At 62.9% G+C, this 16,454-nt stretch carries 15 protein-coding genes; 1 reads left to right on the plus strand and 14 read right to left on the minus strand.

Annotated features, from left to right (window positions below):
• Positions 1 to 5 precede the first annotated feature (5 nt).
• The 12 genes from AC0L2D_RS02975 to AC0L2D_RS03030 all read right to left on the minus strand — a co-directional run bounded on the left by AC0L2D_RS02975 (position 6) and on the right by AC0L2D_RS03030 (position 12,940).
• Positions 6 to 1,091 carry a fatty acid desaturase family protein gene (locus AC0L2D_RS02975; protein WP_224675537.1) on the minus strand — a complete coding sequence of 362 codons (1,086 nt, stop codon included), beginning with the start codon at positions 1,089 to 1,091 and terminating at the stop codon, positions 6 to 8.
• 46 nt (positions 1,092 to 1,137) lie between these two features.
• Positions 1,138 to 2,319 (minus strand): aldose 1-epimerase family protein, encoded by a 1,182-nt coding sequence (locus tag AC0L2D_RS02980; protein WP_473540317.1) that lies wholly within the window; start codon positions 2,317 to 2,319, stop codon positions 1,138 to 1,140.
• Positions 2,320 to 2,335: 16 nt separating this feature from the next.
• Positions 2,336 to 3,118: an ATP-binding cassette domain-containing protein gene (locus AC0L2D_RS02985; RefSeq protein WP_024501560.1), complete on the minus strand. Its 783-nt coding sequence runs from the start codon at positions 3,116 to 3,118 to the stop codon at positions 2,336 to 2,338.
• Complete coding sequence (locus tag AC0L2D_RS02990; RefSeq protein ID WP_473540318.1) at positions 3,115 to 4,095, minus strand: ABC transporter permease; 981 nt, start codon at positions 4,093 to 4,095, stop codon at positions 3,115 to 3,117. Before AC0L2D_RS02990 ends, AC0L2D_RS02985 begins: the two co-directional genes overlap by 4 nt.
• An 82-nt stretch (positions 4,096 to 4,177) precedes the next feature.
• Positions 4,178 to 5,122: a sugar ABC transporter substrate-binding protein gene (locus tag AC0L2D_RS02995; protein WP_224675534.1), complete on the minus strand. Its 945-nt coding sequence runs from the start codon at positions 5,120 to 5,122 to the stop codon at positions 4,178 to 4,180.
• A 64-nt stretch (positions 5,123 to 5,186) separates the two neighbouring features.
• Positions 5,187 to 6,101: a sugar phosphate isomerase/epimerase family protein gene (locus AC0L2D_RS03000; protein WP_013530826.1), complete on the minus strand. Its 915-nt coding sequence runs from the start codon at positions 6,099 to 6,101 to the stop codon at positions 5,187 to 5,189.
• A gap of 55 nt (positions 6,102 to 6,156) precedes the next feature.
• A complete protein-coding gene (locus tag AC0L2D_RS03005) occupies positions 6,157 to 7,242 on the minus strand; it encodes a Gfo/Idh/MocA family protein (protein ID WP_473540319.1) in 1,086 nt (361 codons plus the stop codon).
• A gap of 35 nt (positions 7,243 to 7,277) precedes the next feature.
• The gene (locus AC0L2D_RS03010) at positions 7,278 to 8,339 is read right to left on the minus strand and encodes an ABC transporter ATP-binding protein (protein WP_013530824.1); all 1,062 of its coding nucleotides are present in this window, start codon (positions 8,337 to 8,339) and stop codon (positions 7,278 to 7,280) included.
• A 1-nt stretch (position 8,340) separates the two neighbouring features.
• Positions 8,341 to 9,432 carry an ABC transporter ATP-binding protein gene (locus AC0L2D_RS03015; protein WP_473540320.1) on the minus strand — a complete coding sequence of 364 codons (1,092 nt, stop codon included), beginning with the start codon at positions 9,430 to 9,432 and terminating at the stop codon, positions 8,341 to 8,343.
• On the minus strand, positions 9,429 to 10,388 hold the full coding sequence (locus tag AC0L2D_RS03020) for a carbohydrate ABC transporter permease (protein WP_473540321.1): 960 nt from the start codon (positions 10,386 to 10,388) through the stop codon (positions 9,429 to 9,431). Before AC0L2D_RS03020 ends, AC0L2D_RS03015 begins: the two co-directional genes overlap by 4 nt.
• Positions 10,385 to 11,245: a carbohydrate ABC transporter permease gene (locus tag AC0L2D_RS03025; protein ID WP_024501565.1), complete on the minus strand. Its 861-nt coding sequence runs from the start codon at positions 11,243 to 11,245 to the stop codon at positions 10,385 to 10,387. The genes AC0L2D_RS03020 and AC0L2D_RS03025 overlap by 4 nt, the downstream gene beginning before the upstream one ends.
• Before the next feature lie 81 nt (positions 11,246 to 11,326).
• Complete coding sequence (locus AC0L2D_RS03030; RefSeq protein ID WP_064993886.1) at positions 11,327 to 12,940, minus strand: extracellular solute-binding protein; 1,614 nt, start codon at positions 12,938 to 12,940, stop codon at positions 11,327 to 11,329.
• 336 nt (positions 12,941 to 13,276) lie between these two features.
• Here AC0L2D_RS03030 and AC0L2D_RS03035 point away from each other — a divergent pair, with 336 nt between their 5' ends.
• On the plus strand, positions 13,277 to 14,305 hold the full coding sequence (locus tag AC0L2D_RS03035) for a LacI family DNA-binding transcriptional regulator (protein ID WP_024501567.1): 1,029 nt from the start codon (positions 13,277 to 13,279) through the stop codon (positions 14,303 to 14,305).
• Between the two features lie 57 nt (positions 14,306 to 14,362).
• Here the strand turns inward: AC0L2D_RS03035 and AC0L2D_RS03040 are convergent, their stop codons facing one another.
• Together AC0L2D_RS03040 and AC0L2D_RS03045 are read right to left on the minus strand one after the other, a co-directional pair.
• Complete coding sequence (locus tag AC0L2D_RS03040; protein WP_473540322.1) at positions 14,363 to 15,382, minus strand: aliphatic sulfonate ABC transporter substrate-binding protein; 1,020 nt, start codon at positions 15,380 to 15,382, stop codon at positions 14,363 to 14,365.
• Between the two features lie 36 nt (positions 15,383 to 15,418).
• Positions 15,419 to 16,315, minus strand: coding sequence for an ABC transporter permease (locus tag AC0L2D_RS03045; protein ID WP_127366722.1), 897 nt, complete (start codon positions 16,313 to 16,315; stop codon positions 15,419 to 15,421).
• Between the last annotated feature and the right edge of the window lie 139 nt (positions 16,316 to 16,454).

A 16,454-nucleotide genomic window follows, 5' to 3' on the forward strand; every position in this document is an offset into this window, starting at 1 on the left:
CTCCCCTATTCCGCCGCAGCCGGAACGGTCAGTGCATGGAATTCGTCCCGATACGGCCGCGCCGTCGGCGGCAATTCACGTTTGAGGAAATAATCCTCGTACTGAAGCTGCTTCAGCAGCACCGGCCAGACCTCGCGATAGGCATGCCACATCGAAGGGTTCGGCTCGGGCAGATCGTGCTTGATCAATTCGTGCAGCCTCGGCAGCGCGTGATAGGGCACCATCGGGAACATGTGATGTTCGACATGATAGTTCATGTTCCAATAGATGAAGCGGCTGATCGGGTTCATGTAGACGGTGCGCGTGTTCAGCCGGTGGTCGGTGACATTGTCGGCCAGGCCGATATGCTGCAGCAGGCCGGTCAGCACCATGTGCCAGCTGCCGTAGAGGCGCGGCAGGCCGATCAGCACCAGCGGCAGGAACGACCACAGATAAAGCGCCAGCCCGATCGCCGCGACATAGATGGCGACATGCCAGCGCGCGGCTGTGACCACCTTGTGAAGCTCCATCTCGGGAATAAAGCTTTTCTCGTCCGGCGAGATGCTGCCGAACGCATTGCGCACCAGCGTCGGCAGCGAATAGCGGAAATCGAGAACACCGGTGAAGGCGAGTGCGGCGCGCAGCAGGTCCGGCGGACGCATCACCGCGATCTCGGCGTCGCGGCCGACGATGATCGTGTCGGTGTGGTGGCGGGCATGGCTCCAGCGCCAGGTCACCGGATTGCGCATCAGCATGAAGCTGGCGATCTGGTAGACGGCATCGTTCATCCAGCGTGTGCGGAAGGCGGTGCCGTGGCCGCACTCGTGCCAGCGCGAGTCGCTGGACGAGCCGTAGAGCACGCCATAGACGAGCAGGAACGGCACCACCCACCACGTGCCCCAGAACCAGGCGATCCCGGCGGCGGAACCCAATATGGCAACGATCCAGATGATCGTGTCGCGGATCGCCGGGCCGTCCGAGCGCTGCATCAGCTCTTTCATCGCCTTGCGCGGCACATCGGTGTGATACCACTCGGCCGAGGCCAGCCCGGTCTCGATCGCGATGCGCGTGCTTTCCCCAACCAGGCTGTAGTCGCGCTTTTTCTCCGTCACATCGACCTCCGATTTCCGGCCCGCCAGCCGGAGCGTTCGTTTCGCCTCATGCCCTGTCCGCCAATCCCGGAAAATTTCCCGACGGCGCAGGATAATCCTGTTGCGGCTGCCTTGCGATCGACGCGATCTTCGCTTCGGCCTCGGCGATCGCGCCGGCGCCGTCGAGCACCCGGAACACCGCGTCGTAAGAACGGCTTTCACTATGCTCCAGCCAGATCATCTCGCCCCGCTCGCGCGCCGCGAGATTGCCCAAGACATGGTGTGTCGAGGGCTCTATGCCCAGCGCATACTGCCCCGCCTGAAAATTCTGCCATTGATAGGCGCAAGGCAGCTGGTCCTTGCGCGTCACCACTTCGAAGCCGAGCCCGAGCTGATCGTTGACCACTGCCACCGGCACCTCGCCATTGGCGTCCGCCGCCATCTCGTGCTGCCAGACCTGCTCGCTGAAACCCGATTGCGGCGCCGGCATCGTGCGGTAACCCACCTTCTGCGCCTGGTAGCGCTCGCCGGCATGGCCAGCCCAGACGACGTCGCGGATCGGCGCCAGATAGCGCGAACCCTCGTCGAGCAAGGGATGGCTGACATTGACGTGGTAAAAATACATGTGCGGCGTGCGGTTGAAACCGTGGTTGACGACGCGATCCGACAGCCGGATCTCGTTGCCGCCGACATCGGCCTCGATACGCCGGATCAGATGCAGATCCTCGCCGAACACTGCCGATTGCTGCACGGTGCCTTCGGCCCACAGCACGCAGCGGTCGCCGTCCCAGGTCTCGCCATAACCGGTCAGCCGCGCCGGAATGGTGCCGACGCGGCCATGCAGCGAATGGATCACGGTCTTCCTGCCCGGGTAGTTGTAGCTATCGGCCGGCACTTCTTCCCGGCCCAATATGTGGTCGAGGCCGCAGGTGACAAGCAGCCCTGAAAACGAACGCGCCCAGGCGAGCCCCCCTTCCCCCTCATAATCGTGCAGGCCGGGGTGGCGAAAACCGCTCGGCGAATGCCAACCGATCGCCTGTCCCTTGAAGTCGCAGTCAGCGATGTCGAGCGCCCGGTCGACCAGTGCCGTGAAGCGCAGGCCCGAGCCGGTGCGGAACTCCAGCATGCGGATGCCGCGTTCCACCCCGTCGCCAAGCGTCATCAGCCGCACGCCGGCAAATTGCGACAGCATGCCCGAACGTTCCGACACCTGCCGGCGCGAAAGCGTCTTGCCGTAAAGTTCTACCATGTGACGGCCAACTTCTTCACTTCGCTCTCGTCTCTTTCAGCAGCGCCGACATGTCGGCCCCGGTGATGATGCTTTCCACGGTCAGAAGATCGGTATCGGCAACCGTCTGCTCGGCGACGATCTCGCCGCGGCGCATGACGATGATGCGGTCGGCGACCTGGAACACGTGGTGGATGTTGTGGGTGATCAAGAGCACGGAGTGCCCGGCGTCACGCACCTCCTTGACGAAGCGCAGCACGCCATGGGTTTCCTCGACACCGAGATTGTTGGTCGGTTCGTCGAGGATGATGACCTTGGCGGCGAACTGCATGGCGCGAGAAATCGCGATCGACTGGCGCTCGCCGCCCGATAGCGTCGAGACCAGCGCATCGGCGTCGAGTTTTTTCGAGATGCCGACGCGCTTCAACAGCGCCGACGCCGCGTCTCGCAATTTGGCGAAATCGAGCGGCGCGAACACGCCCAGCCATTTCAGCTTGACCGGCTCGCGCCCAAGGAAAAGATTGCGCGCGATGCTGAGATCCGGCGCAAGAGATGTATCTTGGTGGATGGTCTCGATGCCGAGGTCCATCGCATCGCGTGTCGAACGGATCGAAACCTTTTCACCGCGCACATAGATGTCGCCACGGTCGATCGGAAACACACCGGAAATCGCCTTGATCAGCGTCGATTTGCCGGCGCCGTTGTCGCCGAGCAGGGCCACCACCTCGCCCTCCTTGAGGGCAAAGGACGCATTCTTCAGTGCGCGGACGCTGCCGAAGGATTTTTGCAGATTTTGCAGCCGGAGAACTTCCATCGTCAGCCCCTTGCGGCGTTCTTCTGCAGCAAAGCGTGCAGGATGAGCATGGCGAGGATGATCAGGCCGACGAAGATATTGTAGGCGAGGCCCGGCACGCCGATCAGCACGATGCCGTTGCGGATCGCGCGCAGCATCAGCGCACCGACGATGGTGCCGAGGATCGTGCCGCGTCCGCCGGTCAGCGCCGTGCCGCCGACCACCACCATGGCGATCACTTCGAGCTCGTAGCCGGTGCCGGCCACCGGTGAGGCGGCCGAAATGCGGAAGGCGCTGATCATGCCGGCCAGCCCCGCCAGAACCGAAGTCAGTATGAACAGCCACACCTTGACGGCGTCCGCCGGCACGCCACGCGCCACCGCCGCGTTGCGGTTGCTGCCGATGGCGCTGATCCAGTTGCCGAGCTTGGCATAGCGCAGCACGTAGATCGTCAGCAGCGAGAGACCGATGAACCACCACAGCGAGGTGTAGAACCGGAACGAGCCGACATTGAAGCTGCCGGCCAGCAGCGTCACGAAAAAACCCGGCTGATCCCAGGATTTCAGCGGAAAGCCCTGTGTGATATAGAGCGCTGCCCCACGCACCACGAGCAGCATCGAAAGCGTGACCAGGAAGGACGAAATGCCGATCTTGGTGACGATCAGCCCGTTGATGGCGCCGATGGCGATGCACAGCAGAAGCCCGGCCAGAAGGGCGACACCTATATCCACGCCGCCGTTCTGCACCAGGAGCATGACGACGACCGGCGCCAGCCCGAACACGGCGCCGACCGACAGGTCGAACTCGCCCGCCGTCAACAGCAGCGTCATGCCGAGCGCGATGATGCCGAGCTCGGGCAGGAACGCCATCATGTTGGAGATGTTGAGCGGCGACAGGAAATTGGCATCGGCAATGGCGAACACCGCGAGCAGGACAATGAGGATGACGAGCGAGGAGAATTGCGGCGAGCGCATAAGGCTCGATCTGCGTTTCCCGAGAGGCATTTCGTCTTCTGCGGCGATCGTCATTACTGCTTGAACCATGCTTTGAAGAGACGCCCGCGGCTTGCGCCGCGGGCACCGGTTTTCACTTCGTGTCGTAGAGTTTCAGGATCGGTTCGACGCTCGAGGCGTCGTAGAGGCTGAACGTGTGGATGTCGTAGCCGATCGGCTCACCCGAAGCGGCGAGCCCGAGCAGCGCCACCGGCATGAAGCCCTGCGCAGACGGGAACTGCCAGGCGGCCGCGTTGACGAAACCGGATTTGACGGCTTCCGCGGTTTCCTTGGAATTGCCCCAGCCGACGACCGGGATCTTGCCGGCCGGCACGCCGGCGCCGTCGAACACCCGCTTGACGCTGGCCGCGACGGAATCGCCAAGCGCGATGATCGCCGGCGGATTGTTGGCCACCATGTAGTCGGTCATCTTGGCAATGATGCCGGCCGGGTCGGTGCCGCAATCGACCACATCATATTTGATCCCCAACGGATCGAAGACGCTGGCGATGCCTTCGGTCTCCAGCTGCTGATAGCTGGCGCCAGGCACTTCCACCGGCAGGAACACCTTGTCGCCCTGCTTCACCATCTTGTGGTCGACAAGATACTTGGCCCAGATGACGCCCGCCTCCTTGAGATCGGCACCGACATAGGCCTGCCGTCCGGTCACCGGGTCGTCTGTGTTGAAGAACACGATCGGGATGCCGGCTGCCTTGGCCGCCTTCACCTCTTCCGTCCACAAGCCCGGCTGGGCCGACGTGGTGGCGATGCCGTCGGGCTTGGCCGCAAGCGCGGAATTGAAGGCCTCCTTCTGCGCCGCCATGTCGCCGCCGCTGAATGAGATCTTGCACGTCACCTTGAGCTGGTCGCAGGCTTTGGTGGCGCCGGCATTCCAGTCCAGCCAGAACGCATCCGACGGACCGCCATGCGACAGCAGGTAGAACGTCTTCTGGCCATCCTGCGCCATTGCCGGCGCGCTCAACGAGACACCGGCGAGCAGCGTTGCGGCAGCCGCCAGTTTCAATGCGAATTTCAACATTTTTTCTCCTCCCTTACTTTAGAACCGAACCGCGCCGCCGCGAACCAGCGGCGCGAGAAGGCCGTCACAGACCGTTGGCGCGGAACTTCCCGTCGAGGAATTTCTTGGCGCGCGGCACGTCGTCTTCCGAGAGATGCTCGATGATCACCGGGATGTTCGGATGCTTTTCCGCCAGCCGCTGGAGATAGAGGTCGTAGTTCAGCGAACCGAGGCCCGGTGCCGGCAACTCGATCTCACCGACGCCACGGAATGTATGGCTCTCCAGCGCGTCCTCGTCGCCAATATCGGCGTGCTTCTCGGACTTGTCGCCGCCCGAACGCTTGACGTCCTTGGCGTGAGCTATTCTGATCTTGTCGGTCAGCGTGTCGAACACCTGGTTCAGGATCTGGTCCATCCTGTCGATGTTATGCGTCTCGAAATAATTGGTCGGGTCCATCAGCAGACCGAGGCCGGGGTGATCGACCTGCGCGAACATCTTGACCGTCTCCTCGACCGAGCCGACGACGTTGTTGACATAGGTTTCGAGCAGGAAGACCGCGCCGTGGTCATAGGCCGTCTGGGCAAGGTCGGCGACCACTTTGCGGCATTCCTCGAACCCTTCCTCGGTCTTGTTCTTGGGGTGATGCACCCAGTCGGATTCGGTGTTGTAGGTGCCGGTTTCCGAGATCACATACGGGCTGCCGAAATGGCGGGCGTTGCGGATGATCTCTTTGAGGTAGCCGACGCGCTTGTCGCGCTCGGCCTTGTCCGGGTGGATGATATTTGTGTAGCCGGAAATGCAGCACACCGGCAGGTGATGATCGCGGAAGACGTCGCGCACCTTCTTGGCCTTATCCTTGGTGATCTGCCCCGCCGACAGGTCGACGTCCTTGAAGTGGAGGTCGAGTTGCACCGTGTTGAAATCGAGCCCGCGGATCTTCTTCGCCGTCTCTTCGAGGCCGTACGGGAAATAGCCCGTGAAAATACCTGCCTGCATCATGGTGTGAATTCCTCCCTGTAAGCGATTCAGTTGTTTGGTGTTTCAGCTGCGGTGATCAGGTAGCGATTTCGGAAAGCTTGACCGTGCGGGCCTCGTCGATCGAGCGGTAGCCCGCCTCGACCAGCGCCATGGTCTTGACGTTGTCGGCGACCGACAGCGCCGGCGGCGTGCCGGTCTTCACCGCGTGCTGGAGCTGCTCCATCACACCGATAAAGGCATGCGGGAACCACATCGTGTCCCAGCTCGGGCTGACCCATTCGCCGCCGGTCGTCTCGTTCGAAGCGTAAGTCAGCGTCGAGGCAGCGCCCGTCGGCCAGCCGATGGTGCCCTTCGCGACCCCCTTGCTGCCGTCGACGCGCCAGTTGATGTGCTGGTCGTCCTTGTAGCCATCCTGGCGCGGACCGGACCAGACATCCTCCAGCGACACAGCGAGCACACCGGACGGAAAGCGCAGCGTCGACACCGTGATGCCGTCCGAGTGGTCGAATGTCGTGCGCGGGTCTTTGCGTGTCAGCGTGGTGATTTCGTCGGGATCGCCGAACAGGAAGCGCAGCACGTCGAGATGATGCACGCTCATATTGGCGAGCGTCAGCCGGTCATAGTCCTCGAGGAAGCTCTGCCAATGCGGGATGGCGTGCATGTCGATCTGCGCGAAGACGATGTCGCCCAGCGCGCCGCTGTCGATGATCTGCTTCAAGACGCGCATCGATTGGTCGTAGCGCATGTTCTGATTGACCGAGAGGATCTTGCCGGCCTTGGCCGCCTCATCGCGCAGCTTGACCGCTTCCTCGACTGACAGCGCCAGCGGCTTCTGCGCCAGGATCGCCTTGATATGCTTCTGCCTCAGCGCGTGACGGATCAGCGCCGGCTGCAGGTCGGGCGGGAAAGCAAGGTCGATGATCTCGACATTTTCGTCCTCGATCAGTTTTTCCGGTGTGTCGTGGACGGTCGGAATGCCCCAGCGCGTCGCCACCTTCTCGGCGCTGGCCCTGGTGCGCGAGGCGATTGCCACCACCGGGAACCCGGCTTCCTTGTAGGCGGCGAGATGGCACTCGGCCATGATCATGCCTGCGCCGACACAGCCGATCTTGTATTCCTTCGTGCGGACCTTCACGTCCGGCTCGAAGCCTTTGCTTGCCATCTCGTCCTCCCGAAACTCTTTCCTTGCGGCGGCCGTCATCGTGCCAACGCCCCGCCGCTCTGTTCGAAATAATGCACTCTGGCCGGCTCGCAGGATATCGCCACCATGGCATCCGGCCGGATGTCGGGCTGGCCGCGCAGCAACGCCTTCAGCCGCGCCTGCCCGGCAGCGAGCGTCACCACGGTGTAGCCGCCAAGCGGCTCGACCTCGAACACTCGCGCCGGGCGGCCCGGGCCCCCATCCGCCCACGGTCTGACCTTGATGTCCTCCGGCCTCAGCCCGATCTCCACGGCGTCGGCGGGCGCTGTCTTGTCGTCGATGCGGATCGTGCCTTCAGCCGCTTCGACACCGCCATCGCCGCGCGCCGATCTGAGGATGTTCATCATCGGCGAACCAAGCAGCCTTGCCACATAGGTGCTGGCCGGGCGGTCGTAAATCTCTGCCGGCGTACCGATCTGCCTGATCTTGCCGTCCTCCAGGATGGCGATGCGGTCGGCGACCGACATCGCCTCTTCCTGGTCGTGCGTGACGTAGATCAGCGTCTTTCCGAGTTCGCGCTGGATGCGCTTCAGCTCGACGCGCGTTTCTTCGCGCAGCCTGGCGTCGAGCGCCGAGATCGGATCGTCCATCAGATAGGCATTGGGATCGCGCACCAGAGCCCGGGCGATCGCTACGCGCTGCCGCTCCCCGCCCGAAAGCTGTCCCGGCGGCTTGTGCAGGATATGGCCGATATGCAGCTTCGCCGCGACGTCGGTGACCCGCCGCTTGATCTCGGCCTCGGCGACCCGGCGTTCGACCAGGGGAAAGCGGACATTTTCGAGCGCGCTCATATGCGGAAACAGCGCCAGGTTCTGGAACACCATAGCCACGTTGCGCTCGGCCGGCGACATCGCGTTGACCGGCCTGCCTCCGATCAGGATTTCGCCGGTGTCAGGTGTCTCCAACCCGAGCACCAGGCGCAGGATGGTCGACTTGCCCGACAGCGGCGGACCGAAGAAGCAGAAGAACTCATTGTCGTTGACGGTGAACGAGGCGTCGTCGACGGCGAGTGTATTGCCGTAGCGTTTGGTCACATTACGGAAGACGATATCGGCCATCTCAACCTGCCTTCATCGCAAGGCCGGTAGCGGCGTCGAAGACGCGCACCGACGACGTAGTGGGAGCGATGACAGCGGTGTCGCCGATAGCCAGCCCGACATCATTGTCGAACACCGTTTTCACAGCCGCCTCGCCCTGGCCGAGATGGACGATGGTGCGCGCACCGATCCGTTCGACAAAGGTCACCGGCATTGCGAGGCCGTGCCCATTCTGCACCAACGTCGCCTGTTCAGGCCGGAATCCGTAAAGCACCTCGCCGCGTGCACCACGCATGGCCGCTGCGAGTTCGCCCGCCAGCGGCGGCGTGACGCCCAACGGTCCGAGATCGACGACCAGTCCGCGGTCGCTCTCCGCCGGCCTGCCCTTGAGCAGATTCATGCCCGGCGCACCGATAAAGCGGGCGACGAAGACATTGGCTGGATCGTTGTAGACCTCGAGCGGCGTGCCGACCTGCTGCAAAACCCCATGATCCAAGACCGCGATGCGGTCGGCCATGGTCATCGCCTCGAGCTGGTCGTGGGTGACATAGACCATGGTCTGGCGGAACTGCCGCTGCAGCTGCTTCAGTTCGGTGCGCATGACGGCCCGGAAAGCGGCGTCGACATTGGACAGCGGCTCGTCGAGCAGGAAGATCGCCGGCTCCATGATCGCCGAGCGGCCGATCGCCACCCGTTGCAATATGTTGACCGACAGCCTGTCGGCCTTGCGGTCGAGCAGCGGCGAAAGCTGCAGCATCTCGGCGATGGCGCCGACACGGCGATCGATCTCGGCTTTGGCAGCCCCTCGCATTTTTGGTCCATAGGCAAGGTTCTGGCGCACCGTCATATGCGTGAAGATGGCGTAGTTCTGGAACACGAAGCCGACGCCACGCCGGCCCATCGGCACGCCGGCCATGTCGCGCTCGCCAAACAGGATCTTGCCGCCGGTCGGTTCTTCCATGCCGGCGATCATGTTCATCGTCGTCGACTTGCCGCAGCCCGACGGGCCGAGCAGCGCCATGAACTCGCCATCTGATATTGCCAGGTCCATGGTCTTCAGCGCGGTGAAGTCGCCGAATTTCTTGACCAGGTTTTGCAGGTGGATGGCGCTCATGCCGGTACCTCGCGTGCACGCGCCATGCGCTTCATGGCAAACACCGCGACGATCGACAGCACGACCAAAATGGCCAGCGCGATCGCCGCCACATAGCCCCAGATCAGGTCCTGCGTGGTGAGCTTGTAGATGTAGACCGAGATGGTTTCGGTAGCGACGCCTGGACCGCCGCCGGTCATGATGTAGAGCGTGTCGAAGATCTTGAAGTTCTCGATCACCCGGATCGCCAACGCGATGATGATGATCGTCTTCATCTTCGGCAGCACGATGGTGACGAAGCGCTGCCACGGATTGGCGCCGAGCAGCGTCGCCGCCTTGATCTGGTCCTCCGGCACGCCGACCAGGCCGGCAAGCAGGATAAGGAACATCAGCGGCGTCCATTGCCAGACGTCGGCGACCATCACCGCGATCAGCGCCAGTGTCGGATCCGACAGCCAGGCGATGGTGACTGGAGATCCGGTGAGCGCCGACAAGATGTCGTTCACCGGGCCGCCGGACTGGAACAGCATGAAGAACATGTAGCCGGCCACGGCAGGCACCACCATCATCGGCATCAGCAGGATCGAATAGAAGACGCGCTTGCCCGGGAAATCGTCGGCAAACAGTGTCGCCAGCGCCAGCCCAAGCAGGAATTCCGCCGGCACGCAGACGATCATGACGATGGCCGTACGCTTCAGCGCGCTCCAGAAGCGCGCGTCGGCGGCGAGATCGGTGTAGTTGGCAAAGCTGTTCCACATCGACCAGGCGTTCCACCAGCCGGTGCCCGACAGGGGCGACCAGTCGGTGACGCTGATGTAGAGCTGCATCAACAGCGGGAAGGCCGAGATGAACAGCACCAGGATCTGCGCAGGCAATGTCAGCCGGAAACCCAGCCTTGCGCCCTCATCGCGCGAAACCGGCTTTGCTCCGGCGGCTTTCACCTCATCCTTGGAAGTCATGACAGTCACCGCGCTCATTGCTTGAGCGCCCCGAACGTCAACCCGCGCACCAGATGGCGTTGGATGGCGATGCCCATGATGACCGGCGGCACGGCCGCGATCAGGCCAAGCGCCGCCTTGGCGCCATAGAGCTGCCCGGTCATCGAGGAGGATAGCGAGGCCATGTAGACCGGGATGGTCACCCATTCGCGCGTCGTCAGAAGCAGCGCGATCAGATAGTCCGACCAGTTGAGGATGAAGACGAAGAGCGCGGCACTGGCCAGCGGCGCGCGCATCATCGGCAGCGTGATGCGGGTGAAGACGCGCAACCGCGAACAGCCCTCGACAAGCGCCGCCTCCTCGATCTCGCGCGGCATGTCGTCGAAGAAGGTCTTCATCAGCCAGAAGGCGAACGGCAAGGTGACGATGCCGTAGATCAGCGCCAGGCCCCACCAGCTATCAGTGAAGTTGAGGAAAGCCCACATGATCATCACCGGGATCATGACCGCCATCGGCGGAAAGATCCTGAGTTGGATCAGCGCCAGCGGCAGGTTCTGGCCGGAGCCGAAACGCGAGAGCCCATAAGCCGCGGCAGTGCCCGCCGACATGGCGATCACCGTGCCGAAAACCGCCGACAGCAGCGATGCGAGGATCGGCTTCAGCGCGGTACGGTCGAGCGCGACGATCAAATTGTTGGTCGACTCGCCGAAGACGAAACGAAAATTGCTGAGCGTCGGGTTCTTCGGCCACCAGGTCAGGTCGGCGCCGGTCGCCGACCATTCGGCGATCGGCTTGAACGCCATCGATACCATCCACAGGATCGGCACCAGCGTCACCGCCATGGCCGCGAAGATCGCGGCATAGCGGAATATCAGGAAAGGAACGGAACGCTTCATCTGGCGGCTTTGCTGGTGGCGTTGTGGGCGGAGGGGAAAAGCAGGCTCCTCCCCTCCTTCGATGTGATCCAGGGAGATGGATCAGACGATCGGGTCGAGAACTGTCGGCCAGGCCTCCTTGTTGGTCTTGATGGCTTCGAGCAGTTTGTCCTCGCCGGTGCGCCGCACGATCTTCTTCCACTCCGCCTCGGTATCGGCCATCGCCTGCTCCGATGTCTTGGCCTTGGTCAGCGCCGCCATGAGGTTCTCGTCGAGCGCATTGTGGAAGGCTGTCGCGCCGGGATAGTTGATGGTCGGCACGGTGCGCGCCACCGTCTCGCGCACGACGTCCATGTGGTAGGCATGATAGGTCTGGCGCACCAGCGGATCGGAGAAGTCCGAAAGCCGGAACGGGTCCAGATAACCGCCGGGGTTGGCACTCATCCAGGCGTAGATACGGGCCGAGCCCAGCCATTGCAGCAGGAGGTAGGCGACCTCCTGGTTCTTCGACTGTGACGAGACCATGCCGGTCAGCGAGAACCACAGCACCGAACGGCTGATCAGCTTGCCGTCGATCTCGCGGCCTGGCGGCAGCATCGAGCCGATCTTGCCGGTGACGGCTGAGTCCTTGTTTCCGGCATTGTCGAGGAATTTCGGCAGGTTGGAGAAGGCGCAGGTCATCGCCGCACCACCCTTGGCGAAGTTGCCGTATTGCTCCGGCCAGCCCCAGGAGATCGCATCCGGCGAATGATGTGCGAGCGAAGCGACATATTCGTTGGTGGCGGCGATGCCTTGCTCTGAATTGATCATCGGCTTGCCGTCATCGCCAAACAGGAATTGGTTGGGCGAAGCCATCGAGACATAGCGCTGGTACCAATTGGTATAGCCCCAACCCTGGTTGCGCAGGTCGGTCGAGCCGAACAGGCCCTTGTCCGGTCGCTGGAAGAAGGCGGCGATGTCGCCATGCTGCTTCCAGGTCTTCGGCGGCGCCAGATCGTAGCCGTATTTGTCCTTGAAGGCCTTCTTCTCGGCTTCGTCGCCGAACAAATCGGTGCGGTAGACCCAGGTCTGGAAGTCGCCGTCCAGCGACACGCCATAGTTGGAGCCGCGGTATTTGTTGAGCAGCGACACGCCCTTGGCGCCGTTGACATAGCCGCTGACGGGATCGTCCCATTCGGGCTTGTGCTGCGCGACAAAGTCATCGAGCTTGGCGATGCCGCCGGTTTCGGCGAGGTCGCCGAGGCGGTTCCATTCGGTCGAATAGATGTCGTAGGCCCCACCCTTGGTGGAGATGTCCTGCATCGTCTTGGTGAATTCCTGGCCGTTCGGCAAACCGACGATTTCGATCGCGATGCCGGTTTCCTTTTCCCACAGCTCCTTGATCGACGGCGCACCGGCCGGGAACGGCTGCGTGAGCTGGCCGATCGAGCCGTCGGACAGGCCGAGCACGATCTTGGCGGGCGCCTTGCCGGCGCCCTTCAGCGCCTTGGCCGCCTCGATGGCGCGGCCTTCCGGCGTGTCGGCGCCATACTGGTAGCGCTCGGCTCCATCGAAGCCCGTCGGGCCGCCGATCATGCCTGGCGCCAGCGCGTCGGCCGCATAGGCGCGGCCGGGACGAATGAATTGGGGTGCGATACCAGCGGCGGCCATGATCACAACCGCCTTTCCTCCGGATGCCAGCAGCCGGCGCCGCGAGATGCGGATCAAGTCAGACATTGAAACTCCTCCCTCAGGGCCACGTTTCCTCCACGGCCCTTATGAGGGATATTGACGGCAGCATGGCAAGGCTGTCAACATCATAAATAATCAAAACACCTCACAACATCGCAATAGGGCAAGGAAATGCACAAAAACGGGATCCATGCATCATGCCGGGTGCTTCAATTTGAGGGCACACGACTCTTCCCGCCCCTGCGCAGCCCTGCCGGACTATTTGATTTAGCGCAGCGGCTTGCGCATGGGCTAAGGGCGGATACATCATTTCCCATCAGAATCGCCGATGGCGGGGAAGCCGTCACCAGCCGATCTGACGCATGCAGGAGATGAAAGACGGTGCGTTCCACCCTGACTGACATAGCCCGGGAAGCCGGCGTCTCGGCCGCCACCGTCGACCGCGTGCTCAACAACCGACCCGGCGTGCGGGCGCGCACGCGCGAAATCGTGCTCGAAATGGCGCAGCGCCTCGGCTACATCGCCGAAGGCCCGAACGGCGCGCCGCCACGGCCCTCGCCTGGCGAGGTCATCCGGCTCGACTTCGCGCTGCCGGCCGGCACCAATTCCTTCATCAAGATGCTGCACCGGCACATCGAGGCACAGGCTCTGGCGCGGCCCGACCTCGATGTCCATATCGCCACCATCGAGGGCTTCAATCCTGACCGGCTCGCCCGCCTGCTGCAGGACCTGCGCGGACAGACGCAAGGCGTCGGCGTTATAGCGCTCGACCATCCGACGGTGCGCGAAGCGATCCGATCCCTGTCGGCCAACGATATCAAGGTGGTGACCATCGCCTCCGACATCCTGCATGTGCCCAGGGTCGCCTATATCGGCATCGACAACCGCGCCGCCGGGCGGCTGGCCGGCTATCTGCTCAACCGCTTCATGGGATCGGGGCATCCGGGCAAGGTGGCGCTGTTCGCCGGCTCGCTGTCCTATCGCGGCCACGAAGAACGCGAGATGGGGTTCCGCCACGTCCTGACCGAGGAATCACCCAACCTGCAGATCGTCGAGATGCGCGAAATGCTCGACGACCGCGAGAAGGCCTATTCGGAGGCATCGGCCCTGCTGGAACGGCACCCCGACCTTGCCGCGATCTACAATGTCGGCGCCGGCAACACCGGCATCGCCCGCGCGCTCAAGGAGCACGGCCGCGCCCAGTCCATGGTCTTCCTCGGCCACGAGGTGACGGACGGCACCAAGGACCTTCTGCTCGACGGCACGCTCGACGCGGTCATCGACCAGAACCCGCGCGTCGAAGCCCGCGAAGCGCTCAACACTTTGACCCATGCGGTCCGGGGATTGCCCTATGAACTGCACCAGCCAAGGCTGCAGGTGATCTTCAAGGAGAACATCCCAGAGATTTGACGGACCAGACGAACGGGGCAGCGCGGTAAAGCGCCCGCCCCGCTCGATGCTTCCAGTCTATTGGACGGCAGCGACTTCAGCCGCGGCGCCATCGACAAAGCTCTTGTCGACCCATTTTCCGTAGTCGATCGAGCCCTTCAGGAGCCCGGCGCTGGCCATGAATTTCTCCTCGCCCTGCAAGGCGGCGATCGCGTCGTCGGTGAGTTTCGGATCCTGGTGGAACACCCCGTCGGCATAGGTCTTGCGGACGGATTTCTCCGACGACTTGGTCGCCTCCACAAACGTCTTGATCGTCTCGTCCGGATGAGCGTCGGCCCAACGCGAAATCTCGATGTCGACCTTCAGCAGCCGCTTGACCAGATCGGGATATTTCGCCGCGAAGGCGCCGTTGACCGAGATGACGTTCGGCACATTCCATTCCGGATGGGTGCTGGTGTCGAACAGCACCCGCGCCTCGCCGGTGTCGACCAGCTTGGCCGCCGTCGAATCCGTCTCGACAATGGCGTCGATATCGCCGCGCAGCAGCGCCGGGCCGGATGCCTCGAAAGGCAGGTTCAGACCTTCGACGTCATTGGTGGTCAGGCCGACGCTGTTCAGTGCCTTGCTGAAGTTCGAATGCCGCACCGTTCCGGTGAGATAGGCGACCTTCTTGCCCCTGAGATCCTGCAGCGTCTTCAACGGCGAGTCGGTTTTGACGACGATGTAGGAACCGCCGGCCTTCACATAGCTCGACAGGCCGATCAGCTTGACGTCGGCGCCGGACGCAGCAACGCGCAGCGCCGGATTGTTGCCGGTATAGGTGAACTCGATGGCGCCGGTCGCCAATGCCGTCGTGGCTTCCGAGCCGCCGTTGAAGGTCACCAGTTCGACCTTGATGCCGTCCTTGGCGAATTCCTTGTCCCACCAGCCGTCCTTCTTGGCGAGGATGAATTTGAGGTGCCCCGGCGCCGTGCTGCCGATGCGGATGATGTCAGGCTTGTCCTGTGCGAAGGCAGGCATGCCGCCAAGGCCGATGACGACGGCAATGGCGCCCTTCAGAAGCAGCCGGCGAATTGCGTCGAATGGGATGTTGGGCATGGGAAAATCCTTCCTGTTTGGAATGAATGGGGCCGCTTAAATGAGCGAGGTCTCGGACTGGCCCTTCCAGGCTGTTGCCCAGCGCTCGAACCAGACGAGCAGGTAATTGACGGTCAGGCCGATGACGGTCAGCGTCAGGATGCCGGCGTACATGTCGGCCGTTTCCATCATCAGCTGCGAATTCTGGATGAGGAAACCGAGGCCGGATTTGGCCGCCAGCATCTCGGCGCCGATGACCGCGAACAGCGAGGATTTCACCGCCAGCCGCGCGCCGGCGACGATCGAGGGAATGCTGGCCGGCAGGATGACTTTCCGGAACAGGTCGAAGTCGGACGTGCCCATCGAGCGCGCCGCCTTGATGAGCAGCGGATCGACCGACTTGACGCCGCTGATCGTGTTGACGAGGAGAAAGAAAACCGAGGAGTAGAAGGTGATCGCGACCTTCGATTCCTCGCCGATGCCGAGCAGCAGGATGAACACCGGCAGCAGTGCGAATTGCGAGGTGTTGCGCAGCGTCTGCACCAAAAGGTCGGAAACCTTCTCGAACAGCGAATAGCGCCCCATCAACAGACCGAGCGGGATGGCCACCACCACGCCGAGTGCGAAGCCGATCGCGGCACGCTGCAGGCTTATGCCGATATGCTCGATCAGCACGCCCGAAGCGAGCAGCGCCCACCAGGCGACCAGCACCTCGCTCAGCGGCGGAAAGAAGATGCGGTTCAGCCAGCCGAGCCGGGGCGCGATCTCCCACAGCAGGAAGAACAGGCCGAGCAGCGGCAAGCCATAGAGGAATGTGCCGTGGCTCGCTTTCTTGCTCCGGATCTTGGCGTTGGCCTTGATGGCGGGGACCCTGGCGGCGGCTACCGTTTCGCCAGCGCCGGCAAACAGGTGGAGCGCTCCAGCGGAGCCAAACTTCTCGGTCAGATAGGCCATGGGTCCAGTTCCTCAGTGACTGAAGGCTGGCGACAGGGTCCAGTCCTTCTGCGCCTTGTTGACCTCGTCGCGCAGCACGTCCCAGACGCGAGCGCGATATAGATTGAATTCGGCGCTGGCGCGGATGTCGCCGTCGCGC

It is taken from the genome of Mesorhizobium sp. WSM4833 (assembly GCF_055811095.1).

Bases quoted from the DNA above. Each gene is read 5' to 3' on its own strand.
- AC0L2D_RS02980 (WP_473540317.1), bottom strand. From the start codon at position 2,319: ATGGTAGAACTTTACGGCAAGACGCTTTCGCGCCGGCAGGTGTCGGAA.
- AC0L2D_RS02990 (WP_473540318.1), bottom strand. From the start codon at position 4,095: ATGCCTCTCGGGAAACGCAGATCGAGCCTTATGCGCTCGCCGCAATTC.
- AC0L2D_RS02995 (WP_224675534.1), bottom strand. From the start codon at position 5,122: ATGTTGAAATTCGCATTGAAACTGGCGGCTGCCGCAACGCTGCTCGCC.
- AC0L2D_RS03000 (WP_013530826.1), bottom strand. From the start codon at position 6,101: ATGATGCAGGCAGGTATTTTCACGGGCTATTTCCCGTACGGCCTCGAA.
- AC0L2D_RS03005 (WP_473540319.1), bottom strand. From the start codon at position 7,242: ATGGCAAGCAAAGGCTTCGAGCCGGACGTGAAGGTCCGCACGAAGGAA.
- AC0L2D_RS03010 (WP_013530824.1), bottom strand. From the start codon at position 8,339: ATGGCCGATATCGTCTTCCGTAATGTGACCAAACGCTACGGCAATACA.
- AC0L2D_RS03015 (WP_473540320.1), bottom strand. From the start codon at position 9,432: ATGAGCGCCATCCACCTGCAAAACCTGGTCAAGAAATTCGGCGACTTC.
- AC0L2D_RS03020 (WP_473540321.1), bottom strand. From the start codon at position 10,388: ATGAGCGCGGTGACTGTCATGACTTCCAAGGATGAGGTGAAAGCCGCC.
- AC0L2D_RS03025 (WP_024501565.1), bottom strand. From the start codon at position 11,245: ATGAAGCGTTCCGTTCCTTTCCTGATATTCCGCTATGCCGCGATCTTC.
- AC0L2D_RS03030 (WP_064993886.1), bottom strand. From the start codon at position 12,940: ATGTCTGACTTGATCCGCATCTCGCGGCGCCGGCTGCTGGCATCCGGA.
- AC0L2D_RS03040 (WP_473540322.1), bottom strand. From the start codon at position 15,382: ATGCCCAACATCCCATTCGACGCAATTCGCCGGCTGCTTCTGAAGGGC.
- AC0L2D_RS03045 (WP_127366722.1), bottom strand. From the start codon at position 16,315: ATGGCCTATCTGACCGAGAAGTTTGGCTCCGCTGGAGCGCTCCACCTG.